Genomic DNA, 21,189 nt, shown 5'->3' with positions numbered 1-21,189 from the left:
CGGTCGGGCTGATCGCCTCGATGCGGAGCACCGTCAGGTTCTGGCGATGGCCGATCTTGCGGCGGTGGTTCTGCCGGCGCTGCTTCTTGAAGACGATGATCTTCTCGCCGCGCGTCTGGTCCAGGACCTCGGCGAACACCGCCGCCTTGTCGACGATCGGCGCGCCGACGGTCGGCTCCTGGCCGTCCTCGCCCAGCATCAGCACGTCGCCGACCTGGATCAGGTCGCCCGGCGCACCGGCCAGCGTTTCGACGGCCAGCACGTCGTCCTTGGACACCTTATACTGCTTACCGCCGGTCTTGATGACTGCGAACATCTTCGCCCCACTGCGTTCATCACGAACACGAGCGCCCGCGCTGCCGCGAGGCTCGCGAAAAGAGGCGGCAATATAGCCGCAAAACCCCCGATGTCAACGATGATTGGCGGGGGCGGCCCGGCCTTTTGCGACTCGCGGCCGATTCCGCCTCCCGCATCGCCGCGTTAGGTGCTTGCGGCGCGGCGCGCCCTCGGCTAATCTCCGCGCCCCGTGCCGGCCGCCCTCTGCCAAAGAGGAATGGAACCCGATTTGCGGAGGGGTGCCAGAGTGGTCGATTGGGACGGTCTCGAAAACCGTTGTACCCTTGCGGGTACCGTGGGTTCGAATCCCACCCCCTCCGCCACCCTACGCCTTCGGCTTCGGGTGGCAGGCCATTCCTGGCCTGACACACGAAGGCGTTTAGGCGTAGGAGTGTCTCCCGAAGCTCCGTGAGGAGCGAAGGGAGGCCGGTGCCATGTGGTACGTCTACTTCCTTCAATTGGCTAACGGCGACATCTACGTCGGCTCCACGGTCTCCGTCGCCGGGTCGATTCGCATCGGCAAGGCCGCGTGGATTCGACGAAGGCGCATCTGCCGGTCGACCTGAAAGCTTGTGTCGCCGTATCGGCCGAGCCCAACGCGCGGGACCTCGAACGCTACTTCAAGTCCGGTTCCGGCAAAGCCTTCGCCAAGAAACGCTTCTGGTAAGGCCAAATCGACTTCATGAGTCCTGGCGCCGGAAATAGCTGGCCAGCAGCGTTCCCGAGATGTTGTGCCAGACGCTGAACACCGCGCTCGGCACCGCCGCCAGGGGCGAAAAGTGGGCCAACGCCAGGGCCGATCCCAGGCCGCTGTTCTGCATGCCGACCTCGATGGTGACCGCCCTGATCTGGGGGGGCTCCATATGGAACGCGCGGCCCGCCCAGCAGCCCAGCAGCAATCCCAGGACGTTGTGCGTGGCGACCACGGCGGCGATCAAAAGACCGCTTTGAGCCAGCGCCGGCCGGTTGACGGCGACCACGGCGGCGACGATGAGAACGATGCCGCCGACGCTGACCAGCGGCAGCGCCGCCACCAGCCGCTCCGTGAGTTTCGGGAAGAGCGTCTTCGCCGTCACCCCCAGGGCCAGGGGCAGGAGCACGATTTGGGCGATGCTGAGGAACATGCTGGCGGCGTCGACCGGCAGGTACTGGCGGGCCAGCAGCCACACCAGGGCCGGCGTCGCCAGGGGGGCAAGCAGCGTGCTGCCGGCCGTCATCGTCACGCTGAGCGCGACGTCGCCCTTGGCCAGGTAGGTGACGACGTTGCTGGCCGTGCCGCCGGGGCAGCAGCCGACCAGGATGACGCCGGCCGCGACGTCGGCGGGCATGGGGACCATCTGCGTCAGGGCAAACGCGAGGCCCGGCATCAGGGTGAACTGGGCGGCGACTCCCAGGGCGATGGCGCCCGGGCGGCGCGCCACCGCAAGGAAGTCGCCGGGGGCGAGCGTCAGGCCCATGCCGAACATCACCAGCCCGAGCAGCCAGAAGATGTGCGGGGCGACCGGCGCGAATCCGGCCGGGGCGGCGTAACCCGCCGCGGCGCCGACGATCACCCACAGCGCGAAGGTCCGCCCGACGAACCGCGACGCCGCACCCAATGCCTCCATGGCCGATCCCCCCGGAGCCCCTTCGAGGCGGCAACCATGACCGAACCCGGCCGCAGTTTCCAGTGCCGTGGAGGCCCGGGGAGGGGGACTCACCCCTCCGGCGTGCGGGTCAGCGCCAGGGTCAGTTGCGGTTCCCCCTCCGGGGCCAGGATCGGCGACTCCGGATGGCCCTCTCCCCCATGGTGGCGCAGCGGCCGGTTGCCGGCCAGCGCGCGGACCAGCAGATAGAACATCGGGGTCAGGAAGATGCCGAAGGCGGTCACCCCGATCATGCCGGCGAACACCGCCACGCCCATGGCGTGGCGCATCTCGGCGCCGGCCCCGGTGGAGACGACCAGGGGCACCACGCCCATGATGAAGGCCATCGAGGTCATCAGGATCGGCCGCAGCCGGAGGCGCGCCGCCTGCAACGCCGCGGCGCGGGGCGTAAGGCCGGTGAACTCGAGCTCGCGGGCGAACTCGACGATCAGGATGGCGTTCTTGGCCGACAGGCCGACCAGCACGATCAGGCCGATCTGGGTGAAGACGTTGTTGTCGCCGCCGGTCAACCGGATGCCGGCCATGGCCGCCATCAGGCCCATCGGCACGATCAGGATGATGGCGACGGGCAGGGTCAGGCTTTCGTATTGCGCGGCCAGCACCATGAAGACCAGCAGGATGGCCAGCGGGAAGACGATGAGCGAGGAATTGCCGGCCAGGATCTGCTGGTAGGTGAGGTCGGTCCATTCGAAGGTGAAGCCGGTGGGCAGCGTCTCGGCGGCGATCCTCTCCACCGCCGCCTGCGCCTCGCCCGACGAATAGCCGGGGGCGGGGGCGCCGCTGATGTCGGCGGCCAGGAAGCCGTTGTAGCGCATGGCCCGCTCCGGCCCGGCGGCGGGATTGACGGTCAGCAGCGCGGCCAGCGGCACCATCTCGCCCGAGCCCGAGCGTACCTTGAGCTTGCCGATGTCGTCGGACCGCGCCCGGAAGGGGGCGTCGGCCTGCACGCGCACCGAATAGGTGCGGCCGAACTTGTTGAAGTCGTTGACGTAGAGGCTGCCCAGATAGATCTGCAGGGTGTCGAAGACGTCGGTCACGGCGACGCCCAACTGGCGCGCCTTGGTGCGATCGACGTCGGCGTAAAGCTGGGGCACGTTGACCTGGTAGGAGGAAAACAGGTTGGTCAGTTCGGGCGTCTGGGCGGCCCGCCCCAGGAAAGCCTTGAGCGCGCCGTCCAGCGCCTCGTAGCCATAGGACGCGCGGTCTTCCACCTGCAACTTGAAGCCGCCGGTGGTTCCCAGCCCCTGCACCGGCGGCGGCGGGAACATGACGACGAAGGCGTCCTGCAACCCGGCGTAGCGGCCGTTCAGCCGCCCGGCGATGGCGCCGGCGCTCTGGTCGGGGCGGGTGCGCTCGTCGAAGGGCTTCAGCGTCACGAAGACGATGCCCGAATTGGTGCTGTTGGTGAAGCCGTTGATGGACAGGCCGGGGAAGGACACCGCGTGCTCGACGTCGGGATCGGCCAACGCGATGTCGCCCATGGTACGGATGACCTGCTCGGTGCGATCGAGCGTGGCGGCGTCGGGCAACTGGGCGAAGCCGATCAGGTATTGCTTGTCCTGCATGGGAACGAACCCGCCCGGCACCGCCTGGAACAGGCCATAGGTCACGCCGACCAGCGCCAGGTAAAGGCCCATCATCAAGGCCTTGCGCGAGGCCACCTGGCCGACGCCCCGGCCATAGAGACGGGCGCCGCCCCCGAAGGCGCGGTTGAAGCCGCGGAACAGCCAGCCCAGCGACCAGTCCATGAGCCGCGTCAACCAGTCCCTGGGCGCGTCGTGGCTCTTCAGCAGCATGGCGGCCAAGGCGGGCGACAGGGTCAGCGAGTTGACGGCCGAGATCACGGTCGAAATGGCGATGGTCAGCGCGAACTGCTTGTAGAACTGCCCGGTCAGCCCGCTGATGAAGGCCAGCGGCACGAACACCGCCACCAGCACCAGGGCGATGGCGACGATGGGACCCGACACCTCGCGCATGGCGCGATAGGTGGCCGCCTTGGGGGCGAGGCCGGCCTCGATGTTGCGCTCGACGTTCTCCACCACCACGATGGCGTCGTCGACGACGATGCCGATGGCCAGCACCAGGCCGAACAAGGACAGCGCGTTGATCGACACTCCCAGCAGGTGCATGACCGCGAAGGTGCCGACGATGGAGACCGGCACCGCCAGCAGCGGGATGATCGAGGCCCGCCAGGTCTGCAGGAACAGGATCACCACCAGCACCACCAGGGCCACCGCCTCCAGCAGGGTGTGGACCACCGATTCGATGGAGGCGCGCACGAACTGGGTGGGATCGTAGACGATCTCGTAGTCGATGCCCTCGGGCAGGTAGGCCTTCATCTCGGCCATGGTGGCGCGCACTTCGTCGGAGATCTGGATGGCGTTCGACCCCGGCGCCTGGAAGATGGGAATTGCCACCGCCGCCTTGTTGTCCAAGAGCGAGCGCAACGCGTACTGCGCCGCCCCCATCTCGATGCGGCCGAGGTCGCGCAGGCGCGTCACCGCCCCGCCGGCGTCGGTCTTGACGATGATGTCGCCGAATTCCTCCTCGCTTTGCAGGCGGCCCTGGGCGTTCACCGACAGTTGCAGGTCGACATCGGGCAGGCCGGGCGAGGCGCCGACCACGCCGGCGGCAGCCTGCACGTTCTGTTCGCGGATGGCCGCCACCACGTCGCCGGCCGACAGCCCGCGCTCGGCCACCTTCGGCGGGTCCAGCCAGACCCGCATGGAATAGTCGCCGGAGCCGAACAGGCGGACCTGCCCCACCCCCTCGATGCGGGCCAGCCGGTCCTTGACGTTGAGAAGCGCATAGTTGCGCAGGTACGTCATGTCGTAGCGGTCGTTGGGCGACAGCAGGTGCACGACCATGGTCAGGTCGGGCGAGCTCTTGACGGTGGTGACGCCCAGGCGCCTCACCTCCTCGGGCAGGCGCGGCTCGGCCTGGGCGACCCGGTTCTGCACCAGCTGCTGGGCCTTGTCGGGGTCGGTGCCCAGCCGGAAGGTGACGGTCAGCGTCATCACGCCGTCGGTGGTGGCTTGGCTGCCCATGTAGAGCATGTTCTCGACGCCGTTGATCGCCTCCTCGATCGGGGTGGCGACGGTTTCGGCGATGACCTTGGGGTTGGCGCCCGGATACTGGGCGCTTACCACCACCGTCGGCGGCACCACCTCGGGGTATTCCGAAATGGGCAGGTTGCCCAGCGCCAGCAGGCCGGCCACGAAGATCAGGGTCGAAAGGACAGCCGCGAAGACGGGGCGGTCGATGAAGAATTTCGAGATGTTCATGGATCGCTCCCGTCCTTCCCGGTTGCGTGAAGGGTCAGCGTTGCGCCACGGCCTTGAGGCGGGTCGGGGCCATCGAGACTTCCTTGGGCGCCACCAGGGCGCCCGGCCGCAGGCGTTGCAGGCCGTTCACCACGATGCGCTCGCCGGCCTTCAAGCCGTCGGCGACGACGCGCAGGCCGCCGGCCGTGGCGCCCAGGCTGATTTCGCGGTAGGCGGCCTTGTTGTCCTCGCCCACGACCATGACGAACTTCTTGTCCTGGTCGGTGCCGACCGCCCTCTCGCTGATCAGCAGCACCGGCTCGGACTTGGCCTGTCCCATGCGCAGGCGCACGAACTGGCCGGGCATCAAGACCCCTTCGCCGTTGTCGAAGACGGCGCGCACGCGCACCGTGCCGCTGCCGGCGTCGACCACGTTGTCGATCATCTGCACCCGCCCCGGCACCGCCGCACCGTCGGCCGTCGGGGCCTCCATCCGCACGGGGACACGTTCCACCGCCAGGGCCCCGCCCGCGCCGTCGCGCAGCGAACTCAGGGCCCGCATGACCACCTGTTCGTCGGCATCGAAGCTGGCGTAGATGGGGTCGACCGAAACCAGCGTGGTCAGCACCGGCGCGCCGGCCCCGGCGGCCACTAGGTTGCCAACCGTCACCTCGGCCTTGCCGACGCGGCCCGAGACGGCGGCGCGGATCTGCGTATAGCCGAGATTAAGCTTGGCCGTTTCCAGCGCCGCCTGGGCGGCGCGCAGCGAGGACTGGGCCTCGGCATAGGCGTTGGTGCGGCTGTCCAGTTCGCGCAGCGGAATGGTGCCGGAACCCGACAGTTCCCGGGCCCGCTCGTACTCCCGCTTGGTGAAGGCCAGGCGCGCCCGGGCCGACGCCGTCTGGGCCTCGGCGCGGGCCACCTCGGCGGCGAAGGGCGCCGGGTCGATGGTCACCAGCAGGTCGCCCTGCTTGACCAGCCCGCCCTCGCGGAAATGCAGGGCCTGGATCTGGCCGGCGACGCGCGAGCGCACCTCGACCCGTTCCACCGCTTCCAGCCGGCCCGAGAATTCCTCCCAGGGAACGATGTCGCGGCGCTCCACGGTGGCCACCGACACCGGGACCGCCGGCGGCGGAGCGGCCTCGACCGCCTCGGTGGCCTTGGCGTCGTGGCCGGGCAGATAGGGCAGCGTGGCGAAGCCGCCCACGACCGCCGCCAACATGGCCGCCGCGCCCCACAGCACGTAATGGGAATGAACCTTCTTCATGGGAAACTCCTTCAAGATTCAGGCGGTATAGCCGCCGTCGACATTGAGAACCGTTCCGGTGACATACGAGGCGCCCGGGCTGGCCAGGAACACCACGGCTGCCGCAATCTCCTCGGGACCGGCGAAGCGGCCAAGCGCGGTCGTCGCCCGCTGGTCGTCAGCCGAAGCGCCGTCCGCCGGGTTCATGTCGGTGTCGACGGAGCCGGACTGGACGACGTTGACGGTGATCCGGCGCGGCGCCAGATCGTGGGCGGCGCTCCTGGAATAGCCGACGACGGCGGCCTTGGTGGCGACGTAGTCGGCAAAGCCGGGGAAACCCGCCCGCGCCGCCAGGGCGGAGCCGATGGTGACGATGCGCCCGCCCTCGGCCATCGCCTGCGAGGCGGCGCGGATGGCGGCGACGACACCGTGCAGGTTGACGGCGTAAACGCGGTCGAGCGCCGCCACGTCGGCGGCGGGATCGTCGACCTTGGCCGCCGCCGCGACGCCCGCGTTGTTGACCAGGATGTCCAGCCTGCCGAAACGGGCCACCACGTCCTTCACCAGTTTCTCGACTTGCGCCGGATCGGCCTGGTCGGCCTTGACGGCGGCGGCCCGCACCCCCAACTTTTCGAGTCGAAGAGCCATGGCCGCGGCTTTCGCGTCCGAGGATGCGTAGCTGATGGCCACGTCGGCGCCCTCGGCGGCAAGGCCTTCGGCAATCGCGGCGCCAATACCGCGAGATCCGCCGGTGACCAGGGCGACCTTGCCCTTCAGCAATTGGGACATTCGAAAGCTCCATGTTCTGTACCGATCGGTAAGAATATGGAGCTGGACGTCGCCCTTTCAACTGAATAAATTACCAAGCGGTATAAAAAAAGGAGACGGGATGTGCCGATAGGTCGGCCGCGCGCCTTTTGCATCGATACGGCCCTCAACCGCGCGCTGGAGGTGTTCTGGCGCAAAGGCTACGAGGGAGCGTCGCTCAGCGATTTGACCAAGGCGATGGGCATCAACCGTCCCAGCCTTTACGCCGCCTTCGGCAACAAGGAGGCGCTGTTCCGCAAGGCGCTGGATCGCTACATCGAGGAAAAGGGCGCCTACGTACGCGAGGCGCTGGAGGCGCCGACAGCACGCGGCGTGGTAGAGCGGCTGCTTTTCGGCGCGGCCGACATGTTGACCAACCCCGACCACCCGGTGGGATGCCTGACGGTCCAGGGCGCGCTGACCTGCGGCCAAGAGGCCGAATCCATTCGGCAGGAACTCGCCGGCATCCGCGCCCAATACGAGACGAGAATCCGCCAGCGCATGGAGCAGGCGCAGCGCGAGGGCGATTTGCCGCCCGGCGCCGATCCGGCCGAGGTGGCCCGCTTCATCGCCACCATCGCCCAGGGCATGGCGGTCCAGGCGGCCGGCGGCGCCAGCCGCGAGAGCCTGTGCCAGGTGGCGGAAACCGCGCTTCGGGTGTGGACGCAGCAATCCGTTCCCGCCACCCCTGTCTGAGCTGGCGATCCTGACCCGCCCGACTTTTCGCTTTTCCGCCCGCCGGGCGGATTGTGGAACCATTCTCAACAATACATAATAAAGCGACGAGTTGCCCTCAGCGGTCGCTTTCCAACGTGTACGAGCACCTGCCGGAACCAGGCGCGGGCGCGCGAGGGGCTTGTGCAATCTTTTGCCGGGAAACGGGGTGCGGCTGCCATGCTCGAAGTCATGTTCATGGTCATCCTGCTGGGCGCCGGACTCATCGGCGTGGCGGTCTTGACCAGCCTGGTCTCCTTCCGCATCGGGGCGCCCTTGCTTCTGGTTTTCCTGGGGCTCGGCCTGCTGGCCGGCGAGGATGGGTTGGGCCTGCGTTTTGACGATGCCCGGATGGCCTATTTCGTCGGCAGCCTGGCCCTGGCCGTCATCCTCTTCGACAGCGGCTTCGGCACCCGCCTGTCGTCCTTCCGGGCCGCTGCCGGCCCGGCCTTGACCTTGGCCAGCCTCGGCGTCCTGCTCACCGCCTTGCTGGTCGGCGTCGCCGCCCGTTTTGCTGTGGGTCTGCCTTGGCTGCACGCTTTTCTCATGGGCGCCATCGTCAGTTCCACCGATGCCGCGGCGGTTTTCTTCCTGCTTCGGGTCGGCGGCATCACCATCCGCGACAGGGTTCGCTCGACCCTCGAAGTCGAATCCGCCTCGAACGATCCCATGGCCATCTTCCTGACCATCACGCTGGTTGAATTGATCGTGGCCGGCGATGCCGCCGCGGACACGGCCCTGAGAGAGTTCCTGATCGGCTTTGCCCAACAGATGGGCCTCGGGGTGATCCTTGGGCTTCTCGGCGGCTTCCTGATCGTCCGCCTGGTGAACAGGCTGGAACTCGCGGCGGGCCTCTATCCGATCCTCGTGATGTCGCTGGCGCTGGTACTGTTCGGCGCCGTCGGCCTGGCCGGCGGCAGCGGGTTCCTGGCGGTTTTCGTCGCCGGGCTCTATGCCGGCAATCGCCGCATGCGTTCGCAGGCGACCTTGCGCCGTTTTCAGGACGGCCTCTCCTGGCTGGCCCAGATCGTAATGTTCCTCGTCCTCGGCCTGCTGGCGACGCCGAGCCACTTTCCGGTGGTCGCGCTGCCGGCCATCGCCCTGGCCCTTTTCCTGACCTTCGTCGGTCGGCCGCTGGCGGTATGGTTGTGCCTGCTGCCGTTCCGCTCGCAACCGAACGAGACGGCCTTCATCTCGTGGGTCGGGCTGCGCGGCGCCGTGTCCATCCTGCTGGCCATCCTGCCGCTGGTCTATGCTGTCCCAGACGGCCAGATCTTCTTCAACATGACTTTCATCATCGTGCTCACCTCTCTGCTCGTCCAGGGGTGGATCATCCCGACGACGGCGCGCTGGCTCGGTCTCGTCGTGCCGCCCAGCATCGGGCCGCTGGAGAAGGTGGAACTCGAGCTTCCCGGCGATGCCCATCACGAACTGGTGGTCTACCGCGTCGTGCCCGACAGCCCGGTGGCGCGGGGCGAGCGGGTGCCGCGGTGGGCGCGCCCGTCGCTTGTCGTGCGCGACGGACAGTCCATGGGCTACCATTACGCCGGCCGGCCGCAGGCGGGCGACCGCGTCTACCTGTTCGTTCCGCCGCGCTATACCCGGCTTCTCGACCGCCTGTTCGCCAGCCCGGCCTCGGTCGAGGACGACGACAAGGACTTCTTCGGGGAATTCACCGTGGACCCCACCAGGTCGCTGGGGGACCTCGCCCACGCCTACGACGTGGCGGACGGCGATCTCGATTCCGCCATGCCGATCGCCGACTTCATCGAGAAACGCCTGGGCGGGCGCACCGAGGTTGGCGACCGCGTCGCCTGCGGCGGCATCGAGTTGGTGGTTCGCGAACTGGACGAGGCGGGAAACATCAAGGCGGTCGGCGTGGCGATTCAGCCCCAGCCGTCCGGCCCAGCCAAGGTTCCTCTTTTCCTGAACGCCCGGCAGATCAAGGAACGGCTGCGGGTTCGGCGCCGCCGGAGGCGGGAAAACGTGGTCCCTTCAGATCCGGACAAGGAGCCCTTTCGCCTCAACGCCCGGCAGATCATCGACTACCTGGGCGCCCGGCGCAGCCAGAAACCGGGTCCCTCTTCCCCCGCCAACGACGGCGAATGACGACCGGCCCTTCTATTCGGGGACCAGCCATTCCGCCACCGCCGGCCCGCGGGCGCCCAGCCGTTCGGCCAGCCACGGCAGGGCCACCCCGGCGGCCCCCGGCAGCGTGAAGGGCGGATTGACGACGAGCATGCCGGACGCGGTCATGCCATAGCCCGGCGCATCGGGCGCCATGCCCAGCTCCAGGCGATAGACCTTGCGAATTCCGGCCGCCGCCACGGCGGCCAAAAGCGCGTCGATGCGGGGCCGCTCGATCACCGGATACCACAGGATATAGACGCCGGTGGCGAACCGGCGCACCGCCTTGGCCAGCGCCGCCGCGACCTTGTCGTAATCGGTCTTGATCTCGTAGCTGGGGTCGATCAGCGCGAGGCCGCGCCGTTCGGCCGGGGGCAGGTGGGCGACCAGGCCCTTGAGGCCGTCGGTCCGCTCGACGGTAACGCCCCGGCGGCGGGCGGTCAGATCGGCCAGCTTCCGGTGATCGGCCGGGTGCAGCTCGTGGAAGGCCAGGCGGTCCTGCGGCCGTTTCATGGCCAGCGCCAGGACCGGCGACCCGGGATAGACGGCAAGCCCGCCCCCGGGGTTGCGCGCCTTGACCAGGGCCAGATAACCCGCCAGCAGCTCGGGTGCGTCCCTGGCGCCGGCCGCGAGGCGGCCGATGCCCTCCCTGAACTCGCCGGTCTTCGCCGCCTCGGCCGAGGCGAGATCGTAAAGCCCGGCCCCGGCGTGGGTGTCGAGCACCAGAAGCGGTCCCGCCTTGCGTTGCAGATGGCCGAGCGTGAAGACGAACACCGCGTGCTTGAGCACGTCGGCGGCGTTGCCCGCGTGAAATCCGTGGCGGTAGGACAGCATGATCAGGTCGCCGAGGCAGCGAAGCGGCGGCCATTGTGCGAGGGCCGGCCCTCGCAAGGCAAGGGGCAGGGCCCCGTCAGGCGGGGCGGCGTTCGAGCGCCAGCTTGACCGCGAAGGCGGCCAGCACGCTGGCCATCAGCCAGCGCTGGAGCTTGAGCCAGGTCGGCCGCCTTGCGAACCAGGCGGCCACCGAGCCGGCGGCCAGCACGATCAGGAAGTTGACCGTGACGCTGACGGCGATCTGGGCGAGGCCGAGCGTGATGCTTTGGGCCAGCACGTGGCCCATGGCCGGGTCGATGAACTGCGGCAGCAGCGACAGATAAAGGACGGCGATCTTGGGATTGAGCAGGTTGGTGAGGAAGCCCATGGCGAACAGCCGGCCGGGTCCGTCGACGGGAAGGTCGGTGCGCGGCTCCAGCAGCGAGCGGGCTCCCGGCTTCACGGCGTTCCAGGCGAGGTAGAGCAGATAGGCCGCCCCCGCCCAGCGGATGGCGTCGTAGGCGAAGGGCACGGCCAGCAGCAGCGCGGTCAGGCCGAAGGCGGCGGCGAACATATAGAAGACGAAGCCCATCGCCACGCCCATCAGCGAGATCGTCCCGGCCATCTTCCCCTGGGCGATGGAGCGGCTGATCAAATAAACCATGTTGGGGCCGGGGGTGAGCACCAGGCCGAGGGCGACCAGGGCAAAGGCGGCCAGCGTGCCGGAAGCGACCATGACGGGCAAACTCCATTCCACCGTTACGCCGCTTAAGGTGCGTCGGGCGCCCGCGCCGTTCAACCCGAAACTTGTCTCGGTGCAATGGGGCGGTCTTTCAACCCCGACAGCGTCAATCTGTCCTTTCCCACCCGTCATTGCCCGGCGAAGCCCGGGCAATCCAGGGCTCTGGAAGACTGGATGCCCCGGGTTGAACAACTGACGCCGGGGCATGACGACTTTGGGGAACGGTATCGGCGCAAGCCGGCATTTGCCGGTAAGCCCCGCCCGCTTCTCCCGGCGCTTGATTCCGGCTAACGTGGCGGCCTTACCGCCGCCGGGGCCGACCATGCCAGAGCCGCTTGCCGTCATCGACAGTTTTCACAATCCCAAGGCCAAGCGCTGGGCGGCCCTGCTGGAAAGCCGCGGCCTGCGCAAGCACCGCCAGTTCCTGCTGGCCGGCCGCAAGACGGTGCCCGAGGCGCTGGCCCGCCATCCCGATCGCTTCCACGCCCTGCTCACCCCGGACGCCTCGCTGATCGACGGCTGGGCCATCCCCGCCGCCATCGCCCGCTACCGGCTGGGCCGGGCGCTGTTCGAGCGCCTCGACGTCTCGGGCACCGGATTCCCGCTGCTGGTCGGCGACGTGCCGGCGATGCCCATGGCCGACCTGAGTGCGCCGCCGGTCGGCCTCGAGGTCATCTGCGCGCTCGGCGATCCCAGCAACCTCGGCGCGCTGATGCGCAGCGCCGCCGCCTTCGGGGTGGCCCGCCTCATCCTGCTCGCCGAATCGGCCCACCCGTTCCATCCGCAGGCCTTGCGCGCGGCGGCCAACGCGCAGTTCGAACTGGCGCTGGCGCGCGGTCCGGCCTGGGCCGATCTCGACCGGGCTGCCGGGCCGATCTTCGCGCTGGCCGGCGACGGCGAGGACCTGGCGGGCTTCGCTTGGCCGGAAAATCTCCGCCTGGTGCTGGGCGAGGAGGGCCTGGGGCTGCCGGCCGGGCTCGGGCTCAGCCGCCTGGCGGTGCCGACCACCGGCGCCGTCGAATCCCTGAACGCGACGGTGGCGGCCAGCCTCGCCATCTTCCTGCGCTTCCTGCACGCGCGGAAGTAACGGCGGACCCCTTCTTCAACCCCTTTTTTCGCATGACGGAAACGATCCGCAAGCCGTGGAATTCGCCGTAGCCCACGGATTTCGCGGGCTCTTGGCCGATTCGGTCGATTTGGGGGCCCGCCGCCGGCGCTTGCCCTCGCCGGGGGTCTGAGGTATCAACCGCCATCCGTCCTGCGGATGATCGCGGTCGAAATGGGTCCGGCGCCAGGGCGTCCGGAGTCCGAAAAGGACACTTCCGTTTTTCCGCAGGAGAAAAAGGGCCCGTTCCCGGACCGCCAGAGGGGGAACCGAGGCCTAATCAACAGGGAATGCGGTTCGGTCCACGACCGGCGAAGCCGGCTAGCGAGGAAGTCCATCCCACCATGTACAAGATTCTCCGCCGTGAAGAGTTTTCCGACACCACCTTCCTGTGGGAGGTCGAAAGCCCCGACGTCGCCCATTCGGCGCAGCCCGGCCACTTCGTCATGCTGCGCCTGCACGAGGAAGGCGAACGCATTCCCCTGACGGTCGCCGACTTCGACCGCGAGAAGGGCACCATCACCATGGTGATCCAGGCCCTCGGCAAGACCACGCGCGACATGCGCGACCACTACAAGGAAGGCGACAGCTTCCTCGATTTCGTCGGGCCGCTCGGCCTGCCCCAGCATGTCGAGAAGGTCGGCCACGTGGTGGTCGTCGGCGGCGGCCTCGGCGTCGCGCCGATCTATCCGCAGCTGCGCGCCTTCAAGGAGATGGGCAACCGCACCACCAGCATCATCGGCTTTCGCAACAAGGACCTGCGCTTCTGGGAAGATCGGTTCGCCAAGTACTCCGACAAGCTGATCGTCTGCACCGATGACGGGTCCTACGGCCGCCCCGGCTTCGTCACCGACGCCTTGAAGGACGTGCTGGAGGGCGACAAGCCGGACCTGGTGGTGGCCATCGGCCCGCTGCCGATGATGAACGCCTGCACCGAAACGACCCGCCCCTTCGGGGTCAAGACCATGGTTTCGCTCAACGCCATCATGGTCGACGGCACCGGCATGTGCGGGTCGTGCCGCGTCACGGTCGACGGCAAAGTGAAGTTCGCCTGCGTCGACGGCCCCGACTTCGACGCCCACAAGGTCGACTTCAAGGAACTGATCACCCGCCAGAAGCGCTTCAAGAAGCAGGAGTCGCAGGCGGCCGACGATTTTGCCCACGTCTGCAACCTGGAAAAGCAGCTCATCGAGCAGGAGCAGCGCAACTACAAGAAGCTCAAGGACCTGGCGCCCCACCAGACCAAGATGCCGGAGCGCGATCCCCACGAGCGGGCCCGCAATTTCGAGGAGGTCAACCTCGGCTACACCATGCAGGACGCGCTCCAGGAAGCCGAGCGCTGCATCCAGTGCAAGAAGCCGATGTGCGTGGCCGGCTGCCCGGTGTCGATCGACATTCCGGGCTTCATCCGCCACGTGCTGGTGCGCGACTTCGACGGCGCCCTGGCGGTGATCAACGACGCCAACCTGTTCCCCTCGATCTGCGGCCGCGTCTGCCCGCAGGAAATGCAGTGCGAGGCGCAGTGCATCCTGGCCAAGAAGATGGAGCCGGTGGGCATCGGCCGGCTGGAGCGCTTCGTCGGCGATAACGCCCAGGCGCCCAAGGTGGTGCCCCCAAGGTTCGCCAGGACGCTGGGCAAGGTGGCCATCGTCGGGTCCGGCCCGGGCGGCCTTGCCGCGGCGGCCGATCTCGTGCGCTACGGCTGCCAGGTCACCGTCTTCGAGGCGCTGCACGTGGTGGGCGGCGTGCTGCGCTACGGCATCCCGTCCTTCCGTCTGCCGCGCACCATCATCTCGCGCGAGGTGCAGCGGCTGCGCGAGCTGGGGGTGAAGTTCGAGACCAACAAGGTCATCGGCAAGACCTTCACGGTGAAGCAGCTGATGACCGAGATGGGCTTCGATGCCGCCTTCGTCGCCGCCGGCGCCGGCGCGCCGTCGTTCCTGGGCATCCCCGGCGAGTTCGCCGGCCAGGTCTATTCGGCCAACGAATTCCTGACCCGCGTCAACCTGATGGGGGGCGACAAGTTCCCCTATCTCGACACCCCGGTCAGCCTGGGCGACAGCGTCGTCGTCATCGGTGCCGGCAACACGGCCATGGACTGCCTGCGCGTTTCCAAGCGCCTGGGCGCGCCGACCGTGCGCTGCGTCTACCGCCGTTCGGAAGCCGAGGCCCCGGCCCGGCTCGAGGAACTGCGCCACGCCAAGGAGGAAGGCATCGAGTTCTTCTTCCTGCATTCTCCGGTCGCCATCCACACCGACGCCGAGGGCAACGTCACCGGCATGCGGGTGCAGAAGATGGTTCTGGGCGAACCCGATGAAAAGGGCCGCCGCCGGCCGATACCGCTTGACGAGTTCGTCGAGCTGGAATGCGACACCGTCATCTACGCGCTCGGCACCAATGCCAACCCGATCGTCACCGAATCGACGCCCGGCCTCGGCCTCAACAAGTGGGGCTACATCGTCGCCGACGAGGCCACCCAGTCGACCACGCTGCCCGGCGTCTTTGCCGGTGGCGACATCGTCACCGGCGGGGCCACGGTGATCCTGGCCATGGGCGCCGGCCGCCGTGCCGCGCGGGCCATGGGGGCCTGGCTCAAGGGCGGCAAGAAGACGTGGCCGATTCCGGTCGAGGAAGCCGAAGCCTTCCAGCCGGCTCCGCAGATCGGCGAGCTGGAGCAGGCGGCGGCGTCCGAAATCGTTGTCGAGAAGGAAGGGAAGGGCGTCATGCTGTGTCCGAAATGTCATCGCCCGATCGAGGGTGAGGAGCTTTACATCTGCTGTGCCGAGACCGAGCTGCAATGGCGCTGCCAGGACTGCGGCAAGGTCAGCGAAGGCTTCGCCTTCCCGTACGGGGCCTGCCCCCACTGCGGCGGCACGCTGGAAGTGATGGGCAAGCGCGAGATCGCCGACGCCGAGGCGCTGGCCGCCATCACGCTGGCCTTCGAGATCGAGTTGAGCGGCCAGACCTTCTATCGGCAGGCCGCCGAGCAGGCCAAGGAGCCGGCGATCAAGGATCTGTTCCGCCGGCTGGTCGACATGGAGCAGGACCACGTGGCGACGCTGGCCAAGCGTTACCGCGTCGAGGTGCCGAAAGCGGTCGCCGGGTTCAAGCCCGAGCAGGCGGCCCTTTATGCCGGCCTCGAGCATCACGCCGGGGACCCGGCCAACCTGTTCGAGATCGCCATCGAGTTCGAGAAGCGGGCCGTCGAATACTTCACCGAACGCGGCGACGCCGCGCCGGAAGGCTCGATGGAACGCCAGCTCTACAAGGAACTGGCCGCCGAGGAGCGCGAGCACGCCGATCTCCTGCGGACCGAACGCGACCGCTGGAGATCCGGCAAGGCCGGCATCCTCTAGGCCGCCCGACCGTCCATTGCAAAAGGGCCCGCCCCCGGCCGGGAGCGGGCCCTTCTCTTAGTTTTGGGGACACCATACGAAATTCCTCTTTGAATTTCGTATGGTGTCCCCAAAACTATGGCGTCTGCCTCCTCAGCCGTAGGTGCAGAGATAGGCGGTGTCGACCGCGACCTTGAGCTGGAACTTGCGGTCGGCGGCCACCACGAAGGACTGGCCCTTCCCGAAGGTCTGCCAGTCGCCGCCGTCGGGCAGCTTGACGGTCAGCGCCCCGCTGACCACCGTCATGGTTTCCTTCTGGCTGGTGCCGAATTCGTACTCGCCCGGCGCCATGACGCCGACGGTGGCCGGCAGCGTCGCCGTCTGGAAGGCGATCGACTTCACTTTGCCGTCGAAATAGTCGTTGACCTTGAACACGGGGGTCCTCCGCTGGTTGTGGCGGGCGGATTATGGCGGCGCCGGCGGCGCCGCGCGAGGCCTTTCTTGCCCGCCCGCGGGGCGCAACTTTGCGATCCGACGGTCACGAAATAAACACGAAAAAAGTGTTTCGCCCGTTCTCTTGAACATGTATTCTAAAAAACATAAGAATTAAAAAAATCGTTCAAATGCATCCCTCCGGCGGGCTGGAACGGTCGCGGCCGTACAGCCGGCAAGGATCGAGCGGGAAGGCCTTCAACGAGAGAGGAGAGACTGGGATGAAAGGTTTCGCATCGCTTCTGGCGGCCGCGGCGGCGGCCCTGTCGTTCGGCCTGGGCGGCGCCCAGGCGGCAGACCCCGTGCGCATCGTCGTCGTCACGCACGGCGCCAACACCGATTCCTTCTGGAACGTCGTCAAGAACGGCGTCGCCGACGCCGCCAAGGCGATGAACGTCACCGCCGAGTACCGCAACCCGCCGACCGGCGACCTGACCGAGATGGCGCGCCTGATCGACGCCGCCGTCGCCTCCAAGCCGGCCGGGCTGATCGTCTCGATTCCCGACCCCGACGCGCTGGGCAACGCCATCAAGGGCGCGGTGGCGGCGGGCGTTCCCACCGTCTCGATCAATTCCGGCAGCGAGGTCCGCGAAAAGCTGGGCGTGCTGTTCCATGTCGGGCAGCCCGAATACGCGGCCGGACTCGGCGCCGGCAAGCGGGCCAAGGCGGCCGGCGTCAAGGACGGCCTCTGCATCAATCACGAGATCGCCAACGCGGCGCTGGAACAGCGCTGCCAGGGCTATGCCGACGGCCTCGGCGTCAAGCTCACCATGCTCGACGTCGGTTCCGATCCCACCGAGATCCGCAACCGCATCAGCGCCACCATGTCCCAGCACAAGTACGACGGCGTTCTGACCCTGGGTCCGACCGGCGCCGATCCCGCTCTGGCCGCGCTGCAGGAGGGAGGCATGGCGGGCAAGGTGCATTTCGCCACCTTCGATCTCGGCCCGAAGATCATCGAGGGGATCAAGTCGGGCGCCATCGCGTTCGCCATCGACCAGCAGCAGTACCTGCAGGGTTATCTGCCGATCGTCGCCCTGGCGCTTCATGCGCGCCACGGGCTTCTGCCCGGCGGCGACATCCTGTCGGGTCCAGGCTACGTCACCAAGGGCAGCATCGGCATGGTCGAGAAACTGGCCGGCACCGTCCGTTGAACGGCCCCGCCAGGGGAAGGCCATGAGCAACCCACCGACCGAGGGGGCGCCGGCCGCTGCCGAGCCGGCGCCGCCCCTTTCCGACGAACGGCTGCGCCGCGAGGGGCGGCTGCGGCGCGCCTTCGGGCGGCCCGAGCTGGGCGCGCTTGCCGGCACGCTGCTGGTCTTCCTGTTCTTCGGTATCGTCGCCGGCGATACCGGCATGTTCTCGGCCAAGGGCGTGCTGAATTGGCTGGAGGTGTCGGCCCAGCTGGGCATCATCGCCATCGGCGCCTGCCTTCTGATGATCGCCGGCGAATTCGACCTGTCGCTGGGCTCGATGATCGGCTTCGCCGGCATGGTCATCGCCATTCCGGTCACCCAGTACGGCCTGCCGGTGTGGGCGGCCATCCTGCTCGCCTTCGGGTTTGCCATGGCGGTCGGCTATCTGAACGGCATCATCGTCATTCGCACCGGCCTGCCGTCCTTCATCGTGACGCTGGCCTTCCTGTTCATCCTGCGCGGGCTGACCATCGGGCTGTCGCGGCTGCTCACCAACCGCACCCTTGTCGGCGGCGTCCGCGAGCATGCCGAGGGCGACTGGTTCGCCGCCCTTTTCGGGGGCAAGGTCGGCGGCCCCATCTTCGTCTGGATGGCCCAGCACGGGTGGATGGACACGCTGCCCAACGGCCAGCCCGTGGTGCAGGGCGTTTCCATGGTCATCGTCTGGTGGCTGGCGCTGGCCGTGCTTGCCAACTGGCTGCTGAAACGCACCCGCTACGGCAATTGGATCTTCGCCTCGGGCGGCGACGCGGTGGCGGCGCGCAACGTCGGCGTGCCGGTCAGCCGGGTCAAGATTTCGCTGTTCATGTTCGCCGCCGTCTGCGCCACCGTGTTCGCGGCCTGCCAGGTGGTCGACTTCGGCTCGGCCGACAGCCAGCGCGGCATGCTCAAGGAATTCGAGGCCATCATCGCCGCCGTCATCGGCGGCGCGCTGTTGACCGGCGGCTACGGCTCGGTCGTCGGCGCCTGCTTCGGGGCGCTGATCTTCGGCGTCGTGCAGATGGGCATCTTCTATACCGGCGTGAACACCGACTGGTTCCGCGTCTTCCTGGGGGTCATGCTGCTGATCGCCGTGATCTTCAACAACTACGTCCGCAAGAAGGTGACGGGGGGCCGCTGATGGAGGCAACCGTTCCGCTCATCGAGGTCCGCCGCCTGTCGAAGTTCTTCGGCTCGGTGATCGCTCTCAAGGACGTGTCGATGGACGTCCATGCCGGCGAGGTGATGTGCCTGCTGGGCGACAACGGCGCCGGCAAGTCCACCCTGATCAAGGTGCTGTCCGGCGTGCACCGGCCGTCCGAAGGCGAATACAGGGTCGAGGGGCGGGCCGTCGACTTCGACTCGCCGCGCCAGGCCCTCGATATGGGCATCGCCACCGTCTATCAGGACCTCGCCATGGTTCCCCTGATGTCGGTGACGCGCAACTTCTTCCTCGGCCGCGAGCCGGTGACGGGCGTGCCGCCCTTCCGCCGCTTCGACTTCGCCGCCGCCGATGGCATCGCCAGGCAGGAGATGGCCCGCATCGGCATCGACGTGCGCGACCCCCAGCAGGCGGTCGGCACCCTTTCGGGCGGCGAGCGCCAGTGCCTGGCCATCGCGCGCGCCGTCTATTTCGGCGCCAAGGTGCTGATCCTGGACGAGCCGACCTCGGCCTTGGGCGTCAGCCAGGCCTCGATGGTGCTCAAATACATCATGCAGGCGAGGGCCCGGAACCTGGGCGTCATCTTCATCACCCACAACGTCCATCACGCCTATCCGGTGGCCGACCGCTTCACCATGCTCAATCGCGGCCGCACCCTCGGCACGTTCAGCAAGGCCGAGATCAGCAAGGACGAGGTCATCGACATGATGGCCGGCGGCAAGGAACTGCAGGACCTGAGCGCCGAAATCGCCGGCATGACCGAGCGCATCTAGGAAACGGTAAGCCGAAGAATCACCACGGAGAACACTGAGAACACAGAGGGTCACAGAGGAATTCGAAAATGCGGGCGAAGCCCGCGCGACCTTTCCTTCTCAGTGTCCATCTCGGTGTTCTCAGTGTTCTCCGCGGTTCAAGCGTTCCGTGAGGAGGGGCGGTATGGACGACATCGGCGTCGGGCTGATCGGCACCGGCTTCATGGGCAAGTGCCATGCGATGGCGTTCGGCGCGGTGAAGGCGGCGTTCGCGCCGCCGATCGCGCCCCGCTTGGCCGTGCTCTGCGACATCGAGCCCGCCGTCGCCCGCCGCGCGGCGGCCGAGTTCGGCTTCGCCCGCTGGACCGCCAACTGGCGCGACCTGGTAAACGATCCCGCCGTCGGGCTCGTCGCCATTGCCGCGCCCAACGCGCTGCACCGCGAAATGGCCCTGGCGGCGGCGGCGGCCGGCAAGGCCATCTATTGCGAAAAGCCGATGGCCCTCATGCTCGAAGACGCCGCCGCCATGGCCGAGGCGGCGGCCGCCGCCGGCGTCGCCACCCTGGTTGGCTACAATTACGTGCGCAATCCGGCCATTGCCCACGCGCGGCACCTGATCGCCGAGGGCGCGATCGGCGACGTCGCTTATTTCCGCGGCGTTTATGACGAGGACTACATGGCCGATCCGGCCCGGCCCTATTCCTGGCGCTGCCGGGTCGCCGAGGCCGGCCTCGGCACGCTGGGCGACCTCGCCTGCCACCTGGTCTCGGTCGCCCACTTCCTGGTCGGCCCGGTGGCCGAGGTGTCGGCCGACATCGAAACGGTGATCAAGGAACGGCCCGATCCGGCGCGGCCGGGCGAAAGCGGTGCGGTGGAGAACGAGGACATCGCCCACGCGCTGCTGCGATTCGAGAACGGCATCGCCGGCACGCTGGCTTCCAGCCGCGTCACGTGGGGCCGCAAGTGCCGGCTGGCCTGGGAGGTCACCGGCAGCCGGGGCACGCTGGCCTTCGACCAGGAGCGGATGAACGAGTTGCGTCTGTTCGTCGCCGACGGGCCGGCCGAGCGGCGCGGTTTCGCCACCGTGCTCAGCGGCCCCGACCATCCGCCCTACGGGCGTTTCTGCCCGGCGCCCGGCCACGGCCTCGGCTTCAACGACCTCAAGGTGATCGAGGTCGACCATCTGCTGCGCGGCCTGGCCGGCGAGCAGGCGTTGTTCCCCGACTTCGCGGCGGCGCTGGCCATCGAGCGGGTGATCCACGGCATCGTGCTTTCGGCACGACGCCGGGAATGGGTCGCCGTTAAGGCTTAGCGGCCGTAGACGGAACGGTGGGCGATGTCGCGGATCTGCCAGGGGGCGATGCCGATGTCGTCGAGCTCGCGGCGGTCCAGCGAAAACAGCTCGCGGCAGGTCCGGCGATAGGTCAGCCAGGCGGAAAACCGGGTCTTCAGGGAAGCGAACATTGTCATTCCT

The 21,189-nt window shown here is 68.0% G+C and carries 17 protein-coding genes, 1 tRNA gene and 1 pseudogene; 10 read left to right on the top strand and 9 right to left on the bottom strand.

Annotation, left to right across the window (positions count from 1 at the left end):
• Positions 1-7: 7 nt before the first annotated feature.
• Positions 8-316 (bottom strand): annotated as a pseudogene (gene rplU, locus ODR01_RS25370) (50S ribosomal protein L21); the annotation flags it as partial.
• A 253-nt stretch (positions 317-569) separates the two neighbouring features.
• On the opposite strand from rplU, the gene ODR01_RS18205 reads away from it, so the two are divergent.
• Positions 570-659 (top strand) — tRNA-Ser (locus ODR01_RS18205).
• A 206-nt stretch (positions 660-865) separates the two neighbouring features.
• Positions 866-1,003, top strand: a complete 138-nt coding sequence (locus ODR01_RS18200; protein ID WP_316979121.1) for a hypothetical protein — start codon at positions 866-868, stop codon at positions 1,001-1,003.
• Positions 1,004-1,016: 13 nt separating this feature from the next.
• Here the strand turns inward: ODR01_RS18200 and ODR01_RS18195 are convergent, their stop codons facing one another.
• The 4 genes from ODR01_RS18195 to ODR01_RS18180 form a co-directional block, all read right to left on the bottom strand.
• A complete protein-coding gene (locus tag ODR01_RS18195; protein ID WP_316979120.1) occupies positions 1,017-1,943 on the bottom strand; it encodes a bile acid:sodium symporter family protein in 927 nt (308 codons plus the stop codon).
• 89 nt (positions 1,944-2,032) lie between these two features.
• Positions 2,033-5,266 carry an efflux RND transporter permease subunit gene (locus ODR01_RS18190; RefSeq protein WP_316979119.1) on the bottom strand — a complete coding sequence of 1,078 codons (3,234 nt, stop codon included), beginning with the start codon at positions 5,264-5,266 and terminating at the stop codon, positions 2,033-2,035.
• 34 nt (positions 5,267-5,300) lie between these two features.
• A complete protein-coding gene (locus tag ODR01_RS18185) occupies positions 5,301-6,512 on the bottom strand; it encodes an efflux RND transporter periplasmic adaptor subunit (RefSeq protein ID WP_316979118.1) in 1,212 nt (403 codons plus the stop codon).
• A gap of 18 nt (positions 6,513-6,530) precedes the next feature.
• The gene (locus ODR01_RS18180; RefSeq protein WP_316979117.1) at positions 6,531-7,280 is read right to left on the bottom strand and encodes an SDR family NAD(P)-dependent oxidoreductase; all 750 of its coding nucleotides are present in this window, start codon (positions 7,278-7,280) and stop codon (positions 6,531-6,533) included.
• 102 nt (positions 7,281-7,382) lie between these two features.
• On the opposite strand from ODR01_RS18180, the gene ODR01_RS18175 reads away from it, so the two are divergent.
• Together ODR01_RS18175 and ODR01_RS18170 are read left to right on the top strand one after the other, a co-directional pair.
• Positions 7,383-7,994: a TetR/AcrR family transcriptional regulator gene (locus tag ODR01_RS18175; protein ID WP_316979116.1), complete on the top strand. Its 612-nt coding sequence runs from the start codon at positions 7,383-7,385 to the stop codon at positions 7,992-7,994.
• Positions 7,995-8,192: 198 nt separating this feature from the next.
• Positions 8,193-10,121, top strand: a complete 1,929-nt coding sequence (locus tag ODR01_RS18170) for a potassium/proton antiporter (protein ID WP_316979115.1) — start codon at positions 8,193-8,195, stop codon at positions 10,119-10,121.
• A 12-nt stretch (positions 10,122-10,133) separates the two neighbouring features.
• Here ODR01_RS18170 and ODR01_RS18165 read toward each other — a convergent pair whose 3' ends face one another.
• Positions 10,134-10,973 (bottom strand): 23S rRNA (adenine(2030)-N(6))-methyltransferase RlmJ, encoded by an 840-nt coding sequence (locus ODR01_RS18165; RefSeq protein WP_316979114.1) that lies wholly within the window; start codon positions 10,971-10,973, stop codon positions 10,134-10,136.
• 76 nt (positions 10,974-11,049) lie between these two features.
• Entirely contained in the window at positions 11,050-11,688 is a 639-nt protein-coding gene (locus ODR01_RS18160) for a LysE family translocator (RefSeq protein WP_316979113.1), read from the bottom strand.
• Positions 11,689-12,016: 328 nt separating this feature from the next.
• Here ODR01_RS18160 and ODR01_RS18155 point away from each other — a divergent pair, with 328 nt between their 5' ends.
• Positions 12,017-12,781 carry a TrmH family RNA methyltransferase gene (locus ODR01_RS18155; protein ID WP_316979112.1) on the top strand — a complete coding sequence of 255 codons (765 nt, stop codon included), beginning with the start codon at positions 12,017-12,019 and terminating at the stop codon, positions 12,779-12,781.
• 362 nt (positions 12,782-13,143) lie between these two features.
• The gene (gene gltA, locus ODR01_RS18150) at positions 13,144-16,155 is read left to right on the top strand and encodes an NADPH-dependent glutamate synthase (RefSeq protein ID WP_316979111.1); all 3,012 of its coding nucleotides are present in this window, start codon (positions 13,144-13,146) and stop codon (positions 16,153-16,155) included.
• Positions 16,156-16,287: 132 nt separating this feature from the next.
• On the opposite strand, the gene ppnP is transcribed toward gltA, so the two are convergent.
• On the bottom strand, positions 16,288-16,569 hold the full coding sequence (gene ppnP, locus ODR01_RS18145) for a pyrimidine/purine nucleoside phosphorylase (protein WP_316979110.1): 282 nt from the start codon (positions 16,567-16,569) through the stop codon (positions 16,288-16,290).
• 278 nt (positions 16,570-16,847) lie between these two features.
• Here ppnP and ODR01_RS18140 point away from each other — a divergent pair, with 278 nt between their 5' ends.
• The 4 genes from ODR01_RS18140 to ODR01_RS18125 all read left to right on the top strand — a co-directional run bounded on the left by ODR01_RS18140 (position 16,848) and on the right by ODR01_RS18125 (position 21,027).
• On the top strand, positions 16,848-17,780 hold the full coding sequence (locus tag ODR01_RS18140) for a sugar ABC transporter substrate-binding protein (protein ID WP_316979109.1): 933 nt from the start codon (positions 16,848-16,850) through the stop codon (positions 17,778-17,780).
• 22 nt (positions 17,781-17,802) lie between these two features.
• Complete coding sequence (locus ODR01_RS18135) at positions 17,803-18,942, top strand: ABC transporter permease (RefSeq protein ID WP_316979108.1); 1,140 nt, start codon at positions 17,803-17,805, stop codon at positions 18,940-18,942.
• Complete coding sequence (locus tag ODR01_RS18130; RefSeq protein WP_316979107.1) at positions 18,942-19,736, top strand: ATP-binding cassette domain-containing protein; 795 nt, start codon at positions 18,942-18,944, stop codon at positions 19,734-19,736. Before ODR01_RS18135 ends, ODR01_RS18130 begins: the two co-directional genes overlap by 1 nt.
• Before the next feature lie 163 nt (positions 19,737-19,899).
• Positions 19,900-21,027 carry a Gfo/Idh/MocA family protein gene (locus ODR01_RS18125; protein ID WP_316979106.1) on the top strand — a complete coding sequence of 376 codons (1,128 nt, stop codon included), beginning with the start codon at positions 19,900-19,902 and terminating at the stop codon, positions 21,025-21,027.
• Here the strand turns inward: ODR01_RS18125 and ODR01_RS18120 are convergent.
• On the bottom strand, positions 21,024-21,179 hold the full coding sequence (locus ODR01_RS18120; RefSeq protein ID WP_316979105.1) for a DUF1127 domain-containing protein: 156 nt from the start codon (positions 21,177-21,179) through the stop codon (positions 21,024-21,026). The genes ODR01_RS18125 and ODR01_RS18120 overlap by 4 nt on opposite strands.
• Positions 21,180-21,189 lie beyond the last annotated feature (10 nt).

Source organism: Shumkonia mesophila, assembly GCF_026163695.1.
Lineage (GTDB): Bacteria > Pseudomonadota > Alphaproteobacteria > Rhodospirillales > Shumkoniaceae > Shumkonia > Shumkonia mesophila.
This window is presented reverse-complemented; position numbering and strand designations above follow the sequence as displayed.